14 protein-coding genes and 1 riboswitch are annotated in these 17,336 nt (G+C 63.9%); of the genes, 8 read left to right on the forward strand and 6 right to left on the reverse strand.

Annotated features, from left to right (window positions below; genetic code table 11):
- Positions 1 to 9: 9 nt before the first annotated feature.
- Both BBX50_RS02015 and BBX50_RS02020 read left to right on the forward strand, forming a co-directional pair.
- Positions 10 to 552, forward strand: a complete 543-nt coding sequence (locus tag BBX50_RS02015; protein WP_065773655.1) for an RNA polymerase sigma factor — start codon at positions 10 to 12, stop codon at positions 550 to 552.
- The gene (locus BBX50_RS02020; protein WP_065773656.1) at positions 549 to 1,355 is read left to right on the forward strand and encodes a zf-HC2 domain-containing protein; all 807 of its coding nucleotides are present in this window, start codon (positions 549 to 551) and stop codon (positions 1,353 to 1,355) included. The genes BBX50_RS02015 and BBX50_RS02020 overlap by 4 nt, the downstream gene beginning before the upstream one ends.
- Before the next feature lie 12 nt (positions 1,356 to 1,367).
- On the opposite strand, the gene BBX50_RS02025 is transcribed toward BBX50_RS02020, so the two are convergent.
- Positions 1,368 to 1,862, reverse strand: a complete 495-nt coding sequence (locus tag BBX50_RS02025; protein ID WP_065773657.1) for an Lrp/AsnC family transcriptional regulator — start codon at positions 1,860 to 1,862, stop codon at positions 1,368 to 1,370.
- 159 nt (positions 1,863 to 2,021) lie between these two features.
- Here BBX50_RS02025 and BBX50_RS02030 point away from each other — a divergent pair, with 159 nt between their 5' ends.
- From BBX50_RS02030 to BBX50_RS02040, 3 genes are read left to right on the forward strand one after another with little or no spacing between them, the layout of a single operon-like run.
- The gene (locus BBX50_RS02030) at positions 2,022 to 3,227 is read left to right on the forward strand and encodes a diaminopropionate ammonia-lyase (protein ID WP_065773658.1); all 1,206 of its coding nucleotides are present in this window, start codon (positions 2,022 to 2,024) and stop codon (positions 3,225 to 3,227) included.
- Positions 3,228 to 3,230: 3 nt separating this feature from the next.
- Positions 3,231 to 4,406: a M20 aminoacylase family protein gene (locus BBX50_RS02035; protein WP_065773659.1), complete on the forward strand. Its 1,176-nt coding sequence runs from the start codon at positions 3,231 to 3,233 to the stop codon at positions 4,404 to 4,406.
- 29 nt (positions 4,407 to 4,435) lie between these two features.
- Positions 4,436 to 5,674: a Zn-dependent hydrolase gene (locus tag BBX50_RS02040; protein WP_139108411.1), complete on the forward strand. Its 1,239-nt coding sequence runs from the start codon at positions 4,436 to 4,438 to the stop codon at positions 5,672 to 5,674.
- Between the two features lie 1,111 nt (positions 5,675 to 6,785).
- On the opposite strand, the gene thiC is transcribed toward BBX50_RS02040, so the two are convergent.
- From thiC to BBX50_RS02060, 3 genes are all read right to left on the reverse strand, one after another.
- The gene (gene thiC / locus BBX50_RS02050) at positions 6,786 to 8,609 is read right to left on the reverse strand and encodes a phosphomethylpyrimidine synthase ThiC (RefSeq protein WP_065773661.1); all 1,824 of its coding nucleotides are present in this window, start codon (positions 8,607 to 8,609) and stop codon (positions 6,786 to 6,788) included.
- 90 nt (positions 8,610 to 8,699) lie between these two features.
- A riboswitch (TPP riboswitch) is annotated at positions 8,700 to 8,828 on the reverse strand.
- Between the two features lie 96 nt (positions 8,829 to 8,924).
- Positions 8,925 to 10,289 carry a sigma-54 dependent transcriptional regulator gene (locus BBX50_RS02055; RefSeq protein ID WP_065773662.1) on the reverse strand — a complete coding sequence of 455 codons (1,365 nt, stop codon included), beginning with the start codon at positions 10,287 to 10,289 and terminating at the stop codon, positions 8,925 to 8,927.
- A gap of 3 nt (positions 10,290 to 10,292) precedes the next feature.
- The gene (locus BBX50_RS02060) at positions 10,293 to 12,143 is read right to left on the reverse strand and encodes an ATP-binding protein (protein ID WP_244513263.1); all 1,851 of its coding nucleotides are present in this window, start codon (positions 12,141 to 12,143) and stop codon (positions 10,293 to 10,295) included.
- 243 nt (positions 12,144 to 12,386) lie between these two features.
- Here BBX50_RS02060 and BBX50_RS02065 point away from each other — a divergent pair, with 243 nt between their 5' ends.
- The gene (locus BBX50_RS02065) at positions 12,387 to 13,712 is read left to right on the forward strand and encodes a dicarboxylate/amino acid:cation symporter (protein ID WP_065773664.1); all 1,326 of its coding nucleotides are present in this window, start codon (positions 12,387 to 12,389) and stop codon (positions 13,710 to 13,712) included.
- A 77-nt stretch (positions 13,713 to 13,789) separates the two neighbouring features.
- On the opposite strand, the gene BBX50_RS02070 is transcribed toward BBX50_RS02065, so the two are convergent.
- Positions 13,790 to 14,509, reverse strand: coding sequence for a YafY family protein (locus tag BBX50_RS02070; protein WP_065773665.1), 720 nt, complete (start codon positions 14,507 to 14,509; stop codon positions 13,790 to 13,792).
- 93 nt (positions 14,510 to 14,602) lie between these two features.
- On the opposite strand from BBX50_RS02070, the gene BBX50_RS02075 reads away from it, so the two are divergent.
- Positions 14,603 to 15,214, forward strand: a complete 612-nt coding sequence (locus tag BBX50_RS02075) for a glutathione S-transferase family protein (RefSeq protein ID WP_065773666.1) — start codon at positions 14,603 to 14,605, stop codon at positions 15,212 to 15,214.
- A gap of 67 nt (positions 15,215 to 15,281) precedes the next feature.
- Here BBX50_RS02075 and BBX50_RS02080 read toward each other — a convergent pair whose 3' ends face one another.
- The gene (locus tag BBX50_RS02080) at positions 15,282 to 15,785 is read right to left on the reverse strand and encodes a hypothetical protein (RefSeq protein ID WP_065773667.1); all 504 of its coding nucleotides are present in this window, start codon (positions 15,783 to 15,785) and stop codon (positions 15,282 to 15,284) included.
- A gap of 516 nt (positions 15,786 to 16,301) precedes the next feature.
- Here BBX50_RS02080 and BBX50_RS02085 point away from each other — a divergent pair.
- The gene (locus BBX50_RS02085; protein WP_065773785.1) at positions 16,302 to 17,204 is read left to right on the forward strand and encodes a hypothetical protein; all 903 of its coding nucleotides are present in this window, start codon (positions 16,302 to 16,304) and stop codon (positions 17,202 to 17,204) included.
- The last annotated feature ends 132 nt before the right edge of the window (positions 17,205 to 17,336 follow it).

The raw sequence follows: 17,336 nt of genomic DNA on the forward strand, positions 1-17,336 counted from the left end.
GGAGCGCCCATGACGGACGACACCACCGTATTCGGCGAACGCCTCGTCGCGTTCCTGCCGAACCTGCGGCGCTTTGCCATTTCGCTCTGCCGGTCGCGGGACGTTGCCGATGATCTGGTGCAGGCCGCATGCGAAAAGGCGATAGCCGCCTCTGAACGGTTCGAGGAAGGCACACGCTTCGATGCCTGGATGTTCCGAATTCTGCGCAACCTGTGGATCGACCAGCTCCGCCGTCAGAAGACGGCGGGCACAACGGAAGAAATCGAGGCGCAGCCGGCACTCGCCGTTCCCTCCGGCGAGGCCGGCGCCGAGGCGCGCATGGCGCTGAAGAGCGTGGCTGCCGCGATCGACGGCCTTGTGCCGGAACAGCGGGAGGTGTTGATGCTCACCTGTGTCGAGGAGCTTTCCTACAAGGAGGCGGCCGACGTGCTCGGCATCCCGATCGGCACGGTCATGAGCCGGCTCGCTCGGGCGCGCAAAAATCTTGCCGAGGCAGCGGGAATAGAACCGCCGGTCGCGCGTTCACAGGACATGAGAGGCGGGACGAGATGAGCGACACAGAATTCAGCGACGAGATCCTGATGGCCTTTGCCGATGGCGAACTCGACGAGGAGACGACACGCCGCGTCGAAGCGGCGCTTGAGACCGATGACGAACTGATGGCGCGCGTCGCGATGTTCATGGAAACGCGCGCCGCCGCGAGCGAGGCCCTGAAGCCGGTTCTCGACGAGCCCGTGCCGGACGAGCTGGTGCGCAAGGTGCGTGCCATGGCCGCCGCTGCGGATAGGGCAAATGGCGCGCAGCGCCCCGAAGCACCTGTTTATACGGATGAAAACGTCGTTGCGTTTCGCCGTCCGGCCGATCGGGAAGCGGCCCCCGTGCGCAGTGTTTCAAGGCCGATGATGGCGATGGCTGCCTCCCTCTTGATCGTTGCCGGTGCCGCGGGTGGTTATCTCTTGCGCGGTGGCGCGTTTGAGGGCGCGGGCAGCATTGAGGTCGCCGGCGCGATCGATGCGCGGCTATCGGCGATCCTCGATCATTCGCCCTCGGGCGAGGAGGTTCCCGTCAGTGGCGGATCCGGGACCGTGCGCCTGGTGTCGTCTTTCGAACTCGGCAGCGGCCAGTTCTGCCGCGAATACGAACTGACCCGGACCGGACAGCCGGACCTTGTTTCGGTCGCCTGCCGGGACGCCTCTGTCTGGCAGACGCGGCTTGCCGTCGTCAGGCCGCGATCCGGCGACGGTTACGCGCCGGCCTCTTCGCTCGAAACCATGGACGCCTATCTGACGTCGATCGGCGCCGGGCAGCCGCTCGACGCGGAAGCGGAAAGGAAGGCGCTTGCCGGCTCGAAGTAGATCGGAACCCGTTCAGCGCGTTTTCTCGATCGGCACCGACAGGCCGACCTTGACCGGATCCATCGTCACGAAGGTCCGGAAGCGCTTGATGTTGGCATTGCCGAAGAACATGCGGCGCGTGAAGGCCTCGTAGTCGGCCATCGTCGGCACGATGACGACCAGCATGAAATCGACGTCGCCGGTGACGTAGTAGCATTGCTGCACTTCCGGAGCCGCAGTGAAGGCCGCCTTTGCCGCGTCGAGCAGGGCGATCTGCTCGCTCTCCACCTCCACCTCGACCAGGATCGTCAGCGCCTGGTTGACGCTGACCGGATCAATCACAGCGACATTGGCGCGGATGACGCCGCTTTCCTCCATGCGCTTGATCCGCCGCTGAACCGCCGGCGCGGAGAGATTGACCGCTTCGCCGATCTGGCGCTGCGGCGTCGTGTTGTCCTTCTGCAGGATAGCGAGGATCGCAAGATCGAAGCGGTCCAAGTCTACAGGCGGCTTTTTTGAAACGGCCATCTGGTGTTCATCGGTTCCTTTGGTTGGGGTGGGACGCTTGGAACCTGCGCTCACTTCCGTCCCGGCTCACCTTTACAAACTTTCATCTGCTCTGGCCATTTAGAGCGCATTTCTCGTGGCGGATGAAATAGATTTTCGTTCGGATACGGAGAATGCACCATGTTCCTAGCAAATACCCACGCCGATTTCGGGGCTCCCCTGCTGATCGAAGATGCCGAGATGCTTTCGCTCGCGGCTGCCGGAGATGTCGAACGCCATTTCTCTCAGAGGCAGGATCACCGGCCGACGCCGCTGCATGCTTTGCCCGCTCTGGCCAAGGAGCTCGGCGTTGCCGGCGTCTTCGTCAAGGACGAGGGCCATCGCCTCGGGCTTGGCAGCTTCAAGGCGCTTGGCGGCTCCTATGCGGTGATCCGCCTGGTGATCGAGGAGGCGGAACGGCACCTTGGTCGCGGCCTCGGTCTCGACGATTTCGACCGGCCCGAGGTTCGCGCTGTTGCGGCCGGCATGACCTTCGGCTGCGCCACCGATGGCAATCACGGTCGCTCCGTCGCTATGGGTGCAGAACTTGTCGGCGCGAAATCGGTGATTTTCGTCCACGCGGGCGTCAGCGAGAAACGCATCGAGGCGATCGCCCGCTATGGCGCCGAAATCGTCCGCGTCGCCGGGACCTACGACGATTCCGTCGCGGAGGCAGCGCGGGTCTGCGAGGCACGTGGCTGGACCGTCGTCTCCGATACGTCCTGGCCCGGTTACGAATACATCCCTGGGCTGGTGATGCAGGGTTACACCGCGCTTCTGTGTGAGGCGCTTCGGCAGATGGATCAGCCGCCGACCCATGTTTTCGTGCAGGCCGGCGTCGGCGGCATCGCGGCCGCCACTGCAGGGCATCTGGCGCTTCGCTACGGGGACGATCGCCCGCGTTTCGTCGTCGTCGATCCAGCGCGCGCTGCCTGCCTCTACGAAAGCGCCAAGGCGGGGCATCCCATCAAGGTGCAGCACGGCGAGCCGACGATCATGGCCATGCTCGAATGTTATGAGCCGTCGTTGGTTGCCTGGCGTATCCTGTCCCGAGTTGCCGATGCGTTCATGACGGTCGATGAGGAGGATGCAGTTTCGATCATGAACCGGTTGGCGCGTCCGGTCGGCGGCGATCCGGCGATCGTTGCCGGCGAAAGCGGCGGCGTCGGACTGGCCGGTCTGGTGGCCGTTGCCCGTGATCCTGTGCTTGGCGAAGCACTCGGATTGACCGCGCAGTCGCGTGTCTTCGTCATCAATACCGAGGGGGCCACGGATCCCGAGCGCTATGCCGCCCTGGTGGGACTGACCGCTGAGACCGTCGCGGACCAAACGAGCGAAAGAGGGTGAGAGATGGCGGGAACGGATTTTGACCGGTTAGTCGAGGAAATGACCGCCTGGCGGCGTGACCTGCATGCACATCCGGAGTTCGGCTTCGAGGAGCAGCGTACCTCCGCCTTCGTCGCGGCGAAGCTCAGGGATTTCGGCCTTGACGAGGTGGTGGAAGGCATCGGCGGTACCGGCGTCGTCGGCCGGCTGAAGCGCGGCAGCGGTAATCGCGCTATTGCCCTTCGCGCCGACATGGATGCGCTCCGGATACCGGAACAGGGGGATGTGCCCTATCGCTCGACAAAGCCCGGCACCATGCATGCCTGCGGCCACGACGGCCACACGGCGATGCTGCTTGGTGCTGCGAAAATGCTCGCCGAAGACGGCGACTTCGACGGGACGGTTTGCTTCATCTTCCAACCGGCGGAGGAGTGGGGCAAGGGCGCGCTCGCGATGCTCGACGATGGGCTGATGGAGCGCTTCCCCTTCGACGAGATCTACGGTCTGCACAACATGCCGGGGCTGCCGGTCGGCCGCTTCGAAACCCGCATCGGCCCGATCATGTCGGCGGAAGACAACTTCGAAATCGTGCTCAAGGGCGTTGGCGGCCATGCCGCGCGGCCGCATTGGGGTAACGAGACCTTGGTCGCCGCCTGCGCCACCGTCGTCAATCTGCAGACGGTCGTCTCGCGCCGCCTTTCGCCGACGGATATTGGCGTCGTCTCGGTTACCGAGCTTCTGACAGACGGCACGCGCAATGCCTTGCCGGGCCTCGCGCGCATCCTCGGCGATGCCCGCAGTTTCCGTCCCGAGGTCAGCGCCAAGATCGAGGCGGAGATGCGCGTGATCGCCAAGGGTACGGCGGACGCCTATGGCTGCGAGGTCGAGGTCATCTATACGCGCGAGTTCGTGCCGTTGATCAACGATCCCGTTTTGACCGGCCACGCCTTTGCCGCGGCGGAAGCGGTGTTCGGCGCCGGGAATATCGCGACGGCCGCCGAGCCGATGACCGGCTCGGAGGATTTCGCGCGCTTCCTCGAACACGTGCCGGGCTGCTTCGTCTTCATCGGCAACGGCGAGGCGTCTGCACCGCTGCACAATCCGCGTTACGACTTCAATGACGATGCGCTGATCTTCGGCGCGCGCTACCACGCGGAAATCGTCAGACAGAGACTGGCGCCGACCGACGCGCGGCCATGAGCAGGCATTCGCATGAAGGAAGGAAAGACATGCCATTGCATTCCATCGACGCCGCGCGGCTGATCGGGCGTATCCTTGCGCTTGGCGAAATCGGTCGCGATCCGCAGGGACAGCTGACGCGACTGGCCGGGTCCGACAGCGATAGGGCCGGCCGCGACCGGCTGGTCGGCTGGCTCACGGATGCAGGGCTGGAGGTCGTGATCGACCGTATCGGCAATATCTTCGGCATCTGGCGAGACGAGACCAATGCTGGCGAAGCGCCGCTCATGCTCGGCTCGCATATCGATACGGTGATCAATGCCGGCGTCTATGACGGCTGTTATGGCGTGCTTGCCGCGCTGGAAGTGATCGAGACGTTGAAGGAGCGCGGCGCGACGCCCGCGCGCCCGGTCATCGTTGCCGCCTTCACCAATGAGGAGGGCGTACGCTATGCGCCCGACATGCTTGGCTCGCTCGTCTATGCTGGCGGTCTCTCCGTTGAGGCAGCGCTCTCAATCGTCGGTACCGACGGCACGACTCTCGGAGAAGAGCTCGAACGGATCGGCTATGCCGGTAGCACCGAGCCGGGCTTCGCCAGGCCGCATGCCTATGTCGAGCTGCATATCGAGCAGGGGCCCGCGCTGGAGCGCGAGGGCTTCGCAATTGGCGCGGTCGAAAACCTGCAGGGTATTTCCTGGCAGCGGATCACCGTCGATGGCGTCGCCAATCACGCCGGCACGACGCCGATGGCGATGCGCCGCGACGCCGGGCTTGCTGCTGCCCGCGTCGGCCTGTTCCTGCGCGAACATATCACCCGGTCGAATGGGCCGAGCGTGGCAACTATCGGCACCATGCGTTTCGAGCCGGACGCGATCAACGTCATCCCGTCGCGCGCGGTCTTCACCGTCGATCTGCGCGATCCGGATGAAGATCGGCTACAGGCGCTCGAAATGGCGCTTGCGGATTTCCTTGTCCGTATAGGCGCGGAAGAGGGTGTCGAGATCTCGGTCGAGCGCCTTGCACGTTTCCAACCGGTGACCTTCGATCAGGGCATCGTCGAGATGATCGAGGCTTCGGCGAGCACACGTAGCCTCAAGAGTCGGCGCATGACCTCGGGCGCCGGCCATGATGCCCAGATGATCGCCCGCATCGCCCCGACGGCGATGATCTTCGTCCCGAGCCGCGACGGCATCAGCCACAATCCGCGCGAACACACCGAGCCCGCCGACCTTGTCGCCGGGGCGAATGTGCTGCTCGACGTGGTCGAGCGGATGGCTCGTAGCGGCTAGCGAGGCAGTCGGGAATACTCGCGGCGAGAAGCGCGATGTTCTGTATACGTATTCGCGCCGCCACACTTTGGCAGGTCTTGATCGGGATAGACATTTCTCGAATTAAGCTCTGACGCCAGTTGAGCTGGCTCTCGCGATGATCGCCTGGAGCCGGGAGCTACACGCGCGTCCGGTGTGCGGTTGCGAGAAACAGCACGTCACCCTTCGTCGCGACGAAGCAGACGTCGCTTCAAGGCTCTCTTCTCGTCTGAACTGCGTTTTTGCGTGATCCTGCATCGGTCCTTTGTCCGGAAGAAGACTCTGGCCGGCTCCGTTCGGGGCGCGTTTCCGGTGCCTGGCGGAAAAGGTTGAGGAAATTGCTGCCGCCGTGCCATACGTTGCCGCTTGGTCCGTAATCCCGCGTGTCCCGCGACAACGAGTGGCGCGCGCTATGCCCGTCGATGCCCGGCGGGGATGAGTGGCGCTCGCTGTTCCCGTCGATGGCGCCACCTCCGCCGCCTGCGCCGGTTCCGCCGGGCACTCCGCCCGAGCCGCTGCCATCGCCGGTGCCCCAATCGCCGCCACCCTCTGTGCCGTTGCTTCCGCCGCTCCCGACGTTTTCGCCACCTTGGTCGCTGCCGCCTGCGCCATTTTCACCATTCCCGCCTCCGGCATCGGCGTCGTCCGCATGGGCGGCGGAAATCCAGGAAAGGCCCGCGGCAAAACTTCTGCCGTCGCCGAGGCGTGGCAGATCTCCGGCGAGTGCCGCAAGGCCTCCTATCGACAGGGCCGTCAGTCTCAGCAGGCGTGTCCTCAAGTCTCTCTCCTTGTGCAAACAGCGTCGTCTTGCAAGACCTTCTGCGCGGCAGAAGACGGCAGATTGTCGCGAGTGAGTTTCGCCGACAGCGACTTTTGCGTGAGCTTTGCATATCGCTCAATCGATGCGTGGACAAGCTATTCGGGTGCCGGACGAGGCTTTAGGGGCTGGGTACGGATGCTCGGGTCAAGCCCGAGCATGACGGAGGGAGAGGCTACTGGCGATAGCCTGCGTTCCAATTGCAGGTGAAGAGCGCGAAGCGCCAGGTGAGGAGAAGGGGTCGTTGCCGGCCCCTTCTTTAGGGCTTTGCGACGCCTAATCGGTCGCGCCAACTGACCCTTCCACGGGCATATAGAGGTCGCCGCCTTCGCGATACTTCGCCGCCATCGCCTCCAGTCCCTCCTTCTGCGCCTCGGCGCGAATGTCGTGCGATATCCGCATCGAGCAGAACTTGGGGCCGCACATCGAGCAGAAGTGCGCGACCTTGTGCGCTTCCTTCGGCAGGGTCTCGTCGTGGAAGTTGCGGGCCGTCTCCGGGTCGAGCGAGAGGTTGAACTGGTCCTCCCAGCGGAACTCGAAGCGGGCGCGCGACAGGGCGTCGTCGCGCACCTGGGCTGCCGGGTGACCCTTGGCAAGATCGGCGGCGTGGGCGGCGATCTTGTAGGTGATGACGCCCACCTTGACGTCGTTGCGGTCGGGCAGACCCAGATGCTCTTTCGGGGTCACGTAGCAGAGCATGGCGGTGCCGAACCAGCCGATCATCGCAGCCCCGATGCCGGACGTGATGTGGTCGTAGCCGGGCGCGATGTCGGTCGTCAGCGGCCCGAGCGTGTAGAACGGCGCCTCGCCGCAGACGGCAAGCTGCTTGTCCATGTTCTCTTTGATCTTGTGCATCGGCACGTGACCGGGGCCTTCGATCATCACCTGACAATCCTTGGCCCAGGCGATCTTGGTGAGTTCGCCGAGCGTTTCCAGCTCGGCAAACTGTGCCGCATCGTTGGCGTCGGCGATCGAGCCGGGGCGCAGGCCGTCGCCGAGCGAGAAGGAGACGTCATAGGCGCGGCAGATGTCGCAGATCTCTTCAAAATGCTCGTAGAGGAAGCTTTCGCGGTGGTGGTGCAGACACCACTTGGCCATGATCGAGCCGCCGCGCGAGACGATGCCTGTGACACGGTCGACGGTCAGCGGAATGTAGTGCAGCCTGACGCCGGCATGGATGGTGAAGTAGTCGACACCCTGTTCGGCCTGCTCGATCAGCGTGTCGCGATAGACCTCCCAGTTGAGATCCTCGGCAATGCCGTTGACTTTTTCCAGCGCCTGGTAGAGCGGCACGGTGCCGATCGGAACCGGCGAATTGCGGATGATCCATTCGCGGATGTTGTGGATGTTGCGCCCGGTCGAAAGGTCCATGACGGTGTCGGCGCCCCAGCGGGTCGCCCAGACCATTTTTTCGACCTCTTCGGCCATCGACGAGGTGACGGCGGAATTGCCGATGTTGGCGTTGATCTTCACCAGGAAGTTCCGGCCGATGATCATCGGTTCGGATTCCGGATGGTTGATGTTGGCGGGTAGGATCGCCCGGCCGCTGGCGATTTCCTGGCGGACGAACTCGGGCGTCACGTGATCGGGAATGTGGGCGCCGAAGCTCTCGCCGTCGCGAAGCTTTGTGCGCGCCGCGTCGCGGCCGAGGTTCTCGCGGATCGCCACGAACTCCATCTCCGGGGTGATGATGCCGGCGCGAGCATAGGCAAGCTGGGTTACCGCCTTGCCGCCGGTCGCTTTCAGCGGCACGTGCTGGAAGGGGAAGGTCGGCGTCAGCCGGTCGCCGCTGGCAAAGCCGTTGTCTTCGGGACGGACGATGCGTCCCTCGTAGGTTTCCACGTCGCCACGGGCGACGATCCAGTTGCGGCGCAGCCGCGGCAGACCGTCCTCGATGCGGATCTCGGCATCGTCGGCCGTATAGGCGCCGGAGGAATCATAGACCGTGACTGGCGGTTCGCCCGAGGTCGGGTGCAGCGCGATCTCGCGCATCGGCACGCGGATATCCGGATGCATGACGCCTGATTTGTGGACCTTGCGGGAGGCGGGAAGCGGGCCTTGGGTGACCGAGAGAGGGGTAGGCTTTGTGGCAATGTTCATGACGAGGCTCCAAGTTTGCGATTGGAGACCCAGTTCTGATGCCGGAAGGATGAAAGACGCGCCGCCAGACGGCCGACGCGCGGAGTCCTGGCTTCGATATCTGCACCGTCCCTACGCCAGTATGAACTGGATCAGGTTCAACGGGTCACTGCGCCACAGCCGGCAAGCCGACCATCCAGCAGTATCTCAGCCCCTTGCGGGACCCCCCTGGTGAATGCCCAAGAGATAGCCATCGATCGGCCTGCGTCGTCAAGCGTGAATTCGCCTGGCGATCAAGATACACTCTATAGGTGTATCTTGATCGCGTTGGAGGGCCTAGCGACCGCTCTTCTCCGGTGCGCCGCGTTCTGCATAGTCGGCGCGGTTGATGCCGTGGCGCTGGAGCTTGTCGTAGAAGGTTTTGCGCGGAATGCCGAGCGCCTCGATGGTTGCCTTGACGTCGCCGCGCTGGGCGCGCAGCGCCTCCTTCAGGATCTCAGCCTCGTAGCGTTCTAGCCGTTCCGGCAGCGCGAATCCGGGCTGCTCAACTGCGACAACTGGCTGCCCAAGCGGGCCTTCGACGCCAAGCGCGACCCGTTCGGCAAAGTGCGAGAGCTCGCGCACATTGCCGGGCCAGGCATGGGTCATCAAGTGCTGCCTTACGGCCGGCGAAACGCCGGGGACGTCGCGCTTGAAGCGCTCGGCCGCGCGCGTCAGAAAATGCGAGAAAAGCAGCGGAATGTCGTCGCGACGCTCGCGCAGCGGCGGGATCGACAGGGTCACGACATTCAATCGGAAGTAGAGGTCTTCGCGAAAGTCGCCGCGCTGCGCCGGGTCGCCGAGATCGATCTTGGCAGCAGCGATGACGCGGATATCGACGGGGCGCACCTGATTGGTGCCAAGCGGCGTGATCTCGCGGGCCTCGAGCACGCGCAGCATCTTGACCTGCGTCGCCGGCGGCATCGCCTCGATCTCGTCAAGGAAGAGGGTGCCGCCGCTCGCATGCTCGATGCGGCCGATGCGTTTCTTCAAGGCGCCGGTGAAGGCGCCCGCTTCATGGCCGAAGAGTTCGCTTTCGATCATCGTTTCCGGTAGCGCACCGCAGTTCAGCGCCACGAAATTGCCGTTGCGCCGCCGGCTCCAGTTGTGCAGCAGCGTCGCGACCACTTCCTTGCCGCTGCCGGTCTCGCCGGCGACGAGCACGTCCACGTCGGTGTCGGCGATGTGGCGGATCGTCTGGCGCAGCCGCTCGATCACCGGCGTCTGGCCGATCAGCGGCAGGCTGTCTCCGGCGGTCTCGGCGGCATGCTTCAGCGCGCGGTTTTCCATCACGAGTTGGCGCTTTTCGAGCGCGCGGCGCACGCTCTGCACCAGCCGGTCGGCGGCAAAGGGTTTGGGGATGAAGTCGTAGACGCCGTCCTTCAACGCCTGCACCGCCATCGGGATATCGCCATGCCCGGTCACCAGGATCACCGGCAGGTCTTTGTCGAAGGCGGCGATGCGGCGAAAGAGCGCCAGTCCGTCGATCCCCGGCATGCGGATATCGCTGACGACGATGCCCTCAAAATTGGGGTCGAGCGTCGCCAGGGCCTCGGCCGCTCCCGCATGCGCGGTAACGCCAAGACCCGCGAGTTCCAGCGTCTGCTTCATCGCCTTTCTGAGATCGGCGTCGTCGTCGATCAGATACACGGACGGCTGCATCGCTCAGGCCCTCTTCAGGCGGACCGTGAAGACGGTGCCCCTGTCATTGGTTTCGACTGAGATCTCGCCGCCATAGTCGGCGACGATTTCCTTGGATATCGCAAGGCCGAGCCCAAGCCCTTCGTCCTTGGAGGTGTTGAACGGGGTGAACAGGTCTTCGCGGATGTCTGCCCTGATGCCCGGACCGTTGTCGGCAACGACGAGTGAAACCCTGTCGTCAGGGCCGTTTTCGCAGCGCACGCGGATCTCGGCATCGGCGCGATCGCCAAGCGCTTCGAGCGCGTTCTGCAGAAGATTGATCAGGACCTGTTCGAGCCGGATGCGGCTGCCGAGTACACTGAGGCCGTCTGCCGGGAGGTCGATCACGATTGCGTCCATGCGGCCGGCAAAGCGGCTGCGCAGCAGCATCAGGGCGCCCTCGATCACCTCGCGCAAGGGCGTCGGTTCGGCGACGAAGCGGCCCTTGCGGGCGAAGCTGCGCAACTCGTCGGTGATGGTGCCGACCCTATCGGTCAGCTCGGCGATGCTGAGAAGGTTTTCGACCGCTGTTTCCTGTTGGCCACGGTCGAGGAAGGTGCGGGCATTGTCGGCATAGGCGCGGATGGTGGCGACCGGCTGGTTGATCTCGTGGGCGACGCCGGCCGCCACCTGGCCGAGGATCGCCAGACGGTTCGCCTGCACCAGCTCCTGCTGCACCGTCTGCAGTTTTTCACCGGTTCGCCGGTGATCGGCGATCTCCGTTTCAAGATGATCACGGGCAAGGCTGAGGTCGCGGGTGCGTTCCGTCACGCGACGCTCCAGTTCGTCGCGGGCAGCGCGATCTCGCGCGGAGGCAAGTGCCAGAGTCTGGCGCCGGCGCAGCAGAAAGGCCGCAAGAGCAAGGAGCGGCACGAGGGCGGCAAGTGCGAGCAGCCGCGCCTCGCGGGTTGCAGCCGCGATCGCGCCATCGAGCGGCGCCAGTTGCTCCAGCCGCCAGCTCGTCGTTGGCACCATGGTTTCGACCCGCAGGAACCGCCGCTCGCTGTCGCCCGGCAGCAGCGCGCGCAGCTCGCTCGACCCGTCCGCGGTCGGTTCGATATCGCGGAAAGGTAGCGGCAACAGCGAGGCGTCGCCAAATTGCAGGCTGTCGCGGATGGCGGCGACGCGATCGCGCGGAATGGCTCTCGTCGTCATGAAACGCCAGGACGGGAAGCTGGTGATGAGCACGATGCCGCGCCGATCGGTAACATAGACCGGCTTGCCGGAGGCGAGCCATTCCGCTTCGACATCGTCGAATTCGAGCTTGGCGACGACGACGCCGATCGGGCCGTCGGGGCCCTGAACGCGTCGCGAGATGTAGAGGCCCGGCCGCTTGCTGACCGTGCCCATGGCGAAATGCTCCGCCTTGCCGTCGCGCATCGCCATGCGGAAATATTCGCGGAAGGCGTAGTCGTTGCCGACGAAGCTTGTCGGTTCGCGCCAGTTGCTGGCCGCAACGGCAACACCATCGGGGCCGATCACGTAGATGACAGCGGCGTCGGTGTTGGCGGCCAGCGCCTGGAGCTTCTCGTTCAGCCGTTGCAGCGCTTCGGCACTGCGGGTCGAAAGCGCACCCTTCACTTCGACATCGTCTGCGAGCACCAGCGGCGTCGCGCGCTGGCGTTCGAGCACGGCGCGCAACAGCGACGCCTTCAGGTTGGCGTCGATCCGGCTCTGGGCGCCGACCGTCTCAAGCGCCTGGTTACGGCCGTAGGAACCGGCGAGCAGAAACCCGACCGCGAGCAGGGCCAGAGCGAGGGCGGCGAACAGGAGCCAGGCGCGGCGCATCGGCTGGTCTAGCTCTGACAGATCGAGGGGGGTGGTCGGCTTGGGCATAGCGGGATTGTGCATCTTTCCGCCCGGAGTTCCAGACGACTTGTGCGGAAACCCGCTCAAATCTTCGTGCGTCCGATATCACGTGCACCAAATATTCCCATTATTTCAATAGCTTGTATTCTTCTGCCGCGAACTGGCACGGTCATTGCAAATGACATCCTCATGACAGCCCGAGCTGTCGCGCATCGGAAATTGACCCGGGAGGCCCGGCATGACGCCGGACTGGGTCCAGTGGAGGATCTCATGATTATCGACCAATCCGCGGAACCGCGCGGCAAGACACCTTTCTATCGTCATCTCTATGTCCAGGTGCTGGCGGCGATCGCAGCCGGCATCCTGCTCGGTCATTTTTATCCGTCGCTCGGCACCGAGTTGAAGCCGCTCGGCGACGCCTTCATCCGTCTCGTCAAGATGATCATCGCGCCGGTCATCTTCCTGACGGTCGCCACCGGCATTGCCGGCATGACCGATCTTGCCAAGGTCGGCCGCGTCGCCGGCAAGGCGATGATCTACTTCCTGACTTTTTCGACGCTGGCGCTCATCATCGGCCTGATCGTCGCCAATGTCGTGCAACCGGGTGCTGGCATGCACATTGATCCCGCCTCGCTCGACGTCAAGGCGGTGACGACCTATGCCGAAAAGGCGCATGAGCAGACGATCACCGGATTCCTGATGGGCATCATCCCGACGACGCTGGTCGGTGCCTTTGCCGATGGCGACATCCTGCAGGTGCTGTTCATCTCGGTGCTCTTCGGTCTGGCGCTTGCCATGGTCGGCAAGAAGGCCGAGCCGGTCGTCGACTTCCTGCACGCGCTGACGCTGCCGGTCTTCAAGCTCGTCGGCATCCTGATGAAGGCCGCCCCGATCGGTGCTTTCGGCGCCATGGCGTTTACCATCGGCAAATACGGCGTCGGCTCGATCGCTAACCTGGCGATGCTGATCGGCACCTTCTACATCACATCGTTCCTGTTTGTGTTCGTGGTTCTCGGCGCCGTCGCCCGCTACAGCGGTTTCTCGATCGTCGCGCTCATCCGCTACATCAAGGAAGAGCTGCTGCTGGTTCTCGGCACGTCCTCGTCGGAAGCCGCACTTCCGGGCCTGATGAGCAAGATGGAAAAGGCCGGCTGCAAGCGCTCGGTCGTCGGCCTCGTCATCCCGACCGGTTACTCCTTCAACCTCGACGGCACCAACATCTACATGACGCTGGCCGCGCTCTTCATCGCCCAGGCGATGGATATTCCGCTGTCGCTCGGTGATCAGGTGCTGCTGCTGCTCGTCGCCATGTTGAGCTCCAAGGGCGCTGCCGGCATCACCGGTGCCGGCTTCATCACGCTCGCTGCGACGCTTTCGGTCGTGCCTGCCGTGCCGGTTGCCGGCATGGCGCTGATCCTTGGCATCGACCGCTTCATGTCGGAATGCCGGGCGCTCACCAACTTCGTCGGCAATGCGGTCGCAACGATCGTCGTGGCGAAGTGGGAAGGCGAACTGGACGAGGCGCAGTTGGCGGCCGTCCTTGGCGGGCGCACGCCGGAAGCCCTTCCGCAACCGGCGTTGCAGCCGGCCGAATAAAGTTGCCTCCCAAGGCATGACTGCAAACGCAGTCTGGACGCGGTCCGTGGCAACACGGGCCGCGTCGTCGTTTGGGCTTACCGACCGCTCAACGTCATCTTCGCGTTCTCGGGCGCGCCGGCGTTCAGATAGGCGACGAAGTCCCTCAGCATCGGCACCCGGCGCGGACGGAAACTCTCGTCCGTCATGCTGACATCGGCAATGCGGTCGACGCGGAACTTGCGGAAGTCCTGCCTGAGGCAGCACCAGGCGAGCAGCACCAGCACGCGCTCCAGATAGACGATCGCCAGCGGCAGCACCTGCCGGTCCGTCCGCTGCTGGCCCGCGTCCACATAGCCGATCACGACGGCGCGCTCTTGCCAGCAGGCCTCACGGAGAACACCGACATCGGCGACCGGCGGATCCCGGCGCTCGAAACGATAGACCTGCGACGCCGCGTGCAGCGCCTGGCGCTGCAACCGGTCGGGCAGTGTCGCCGTGATCTTCGAAAGCACGGCACCTGCCGCGGCTGCGAGATCCGGCTCGCCCATGTGCTGCACCTCGGCAAGGCCAAGCACGAGTGCTTCGATTTCCAGTCGGGTAAAAGTCTGCGGCGGCAAGGCGATGTCCTCCGTCAGCCGATAGCCGAAGCCGCGCTCGCCATCGATGACGGCGCCGGCGGCGCGCAGGCTGTCGATGTCGCGGTAGAGCGATCGCAACGAAACACCGGTCTCCTCGGCAAGGCGGGCGGCCGTCACCGGGGATGGGAGAGTGCGGAGCGCCTGGAGCAGGCGGAACAGACGATCGCTACGAGCCATGACGAAGAGGATAGAGGAAACCTACTGACGAAAACTGGCAGTTGGGCGACTGTATAAGATCCGCATTACCAAACGCAACCGAGGAACCAGACCATGCTGACACTCTTTCACGCCCCGCGCTCGCGCTCGTCGCGCATCATCGCGCTGCTCCGCGAACTCGACGCCATCGACAGGGTGGAGATCGAGATCGTCGACATTACCCGTGGCGACGGCAGTGGCCGCAAGGACCCGAAGAACCCGCATCCGGAAGGCAAGGTGCCGCTGCTCGTCCATGACGGCGTCGTGCTTTGGGAAAGTATCGCCATCATTCAGTACCTGACGGACCTCTTTCCGGAAAAGAACATGGCGCCGCTTGCCGGAGACCCGCAGCGCGGCCGGTATCTCAGCTGGCTTGCCTGGTATGCTGGTGTCGTCGAGCCGGTGCTGATCGCGCAGGCAGCGGATTTGTCGCACCCCTATCTCGATGCCACCTTCCGCGGCCCGGCAGAAATGGCGGAGCGACTGGATAACGCGCTGAAGGACAGCCCCTATCTGATGGGTGAGCACTACACGGCGGCAGACCTGCTGCTGCATTCACCCTTTGCCTGGTATCCCGCGGCGACCCCGGACAGCCCACGCGTCAAGGCGTGGGTCGAACGTTGCGGCCAGCGGCCGTCGCTGCAATGGGCGGCGGACTATGATGCCCGCACCGTGGCCGCTGCCTGACGGGCGACAACGGATGGCCTGCGCGCGCAGCCGTTAGGCCGCGAACCGGGCGAGACAAGCTTCCAGCTCATTTTCGCTTGAGGTTGATCTCGCTCGTCACGATCCGCTTGCCCGAAGCGGGGTCGACGTCAACAGTCTTCAACTGCATCCCGTTGGCGCCGACCCTGCGCAGGGTGAGGTCGGCGCTGCGGTCGCCATTGACCTCCTTTGCCCAGCGAATGGTGAGGTTGATCGCGTCGCCACGCCGGCGACCGTTCAATCCGGCGCGGCCGCCGCGCGGACCGAGATAGGAGCCGCTGTAGCTCGAACCGGTGTAGCGCAGTTTCGCGTCGATCGAGCGCGAGATCAGCAGCATGCCGCGACAGACGCCCTCCATCGACAAAGCACGCCCGCTCGCCTCGGAACTGAAGTTGCAGGAGATGTTGACCGGCGACATGTTGGCGCGGATACGCACCGTTCCGGTGCCGGCCCAGTTGCCGCCGAGCGTTTTCAGGAACGCGTCCTCGTCCGCGCTGGAGCCGCTCGTAGGCCCCGCCAATGCGAATGCGGCCAGCAACAACCATCGCCACATGCCGTGGGTCTCCCGTCCTTGAGTGGATGCGACAAAACCCCGTCGTCGCACACGAGCGTCAACGCGAAATGCGGCATCGAAGTTCCCCAACCGTCCTGTCATTGCGGCGGCGTCCTCCTGGATTGCCGTCAAAAGCGCCGAACATTGCTGTGTTGGCAGCAATCAAAGGTAGAATTATGCGCGCAATAAGATCAGGTTGCGTGCGGTCTCCCGGGCGTTTTCATCTTCCCAGTCTTGATTTTGATCAAAAATGCCCTGATTGCGATGGTGATGGTTCGTAAAATCGGTAAACACGTTGTTACTTTGAAAGTATAGATCTCGATTTTCACTCCATTTCTGGTGTAGGTATTGTCCGCAGGGGAGCGAGGGGAGCTGGTTAATGTTCGATGCCGCATGTTTGTTTCTTGTCTTCAGTGATCGCCACCATCTACTCCGCGTCGAGGCCAATAAAAGCCACCGGCTCATCCCCAGCGACGAGGCGGCGCGATCGAGGCAAGCGCCGTGGGGGCTTTGCGCGTGACGGCTCGACTGGAAATTGTCCGACCGGAGGACAGTCCTTCACCGTCGACGCCTGCGAAGTTCGTCGCAGATCCACTCTTTGCCGAGGCATTGCGCCGGGCCGCCGTCCATATGGTCGCCATGCACGACGCCACCCCGCGCATCGTGCGCTATACCGCCAGCTTGAGAAAATGGCTCATCACCCAGGCGATCCTGGCGTTGCACTTCGAGCGCCGGATCGATCCTTCTCGCTCCGAGCTGACGGCAGCCAAGCTCGTCGACTTCATTGTCGCCAGCAACGTTGCCAGCAAGAACACCGCCGTTGCGCACCTTGCAGAGATGCGCAACTATCGCCTGCTGATCGACGCGAAACAGCATGCCGACAAGCGGACGAGGCCGCTGATTCTCTCAGACCTCGCCGAGGATCTGATCCGGCAATGGTTCGACGGACACCTTTCGTCACTCGACACGCTTGACCAGGGGGGACGGCTGGCGCAGTCGCAAAGCGAGCCAGCCTTGATGCACTATGCCTTGCCACGCGCGACACGGCGGCTCATCGGTGATCGCGCCTGGCGCGATCCACCCGAAAGCGTGGCAACGCTTGTCTGGGCGGAGTCGGGTAGCAATATCCTGCATGACCTGGTGGCGCGGCTGCCGACAGGTGTTTTGCCCGACGGGCGGATCCTGGTTGGGCCGCTGAAACTCAGCGACATCACCAACCGCTACCTCATTTCTCGCAGCCATGCGCAAAGGATCTTCGCACGCGCGCGCGAACTTGGAGTTCTCGGATGGGAGGGTTTCGGCAACCGCGGCCCGCTTTGGATCTCGCGCGGACTGATCGACGATTACCGTCACTGGCAGGCGGTAAAGTTTGCGGCTCTCGATGAGGCTTTCGCCTGGGCAACGACGCAGACAAGATGAAGTCCGCGGTCGTGATGGGGTAGCCTTCTCGCCGACGAAAAAACTATGCTCCATGGCCGCTTATTTGAAGCCGGCTTTGCTTCGACCAGCACCGTTTTTGGTGTGCAGAAGCGGGTGATGTGGTCGGGCACG

It is taken from the genome of Ensifer sp. LC11, assembly GCF_001695835.1.
In the GTDB taxonomy this organism is placed as follows: Bacteria; Pseudomonadota; Alphaproteobacteria; order Rhizobiales; family Rhizobiaceae; genus Ensifer.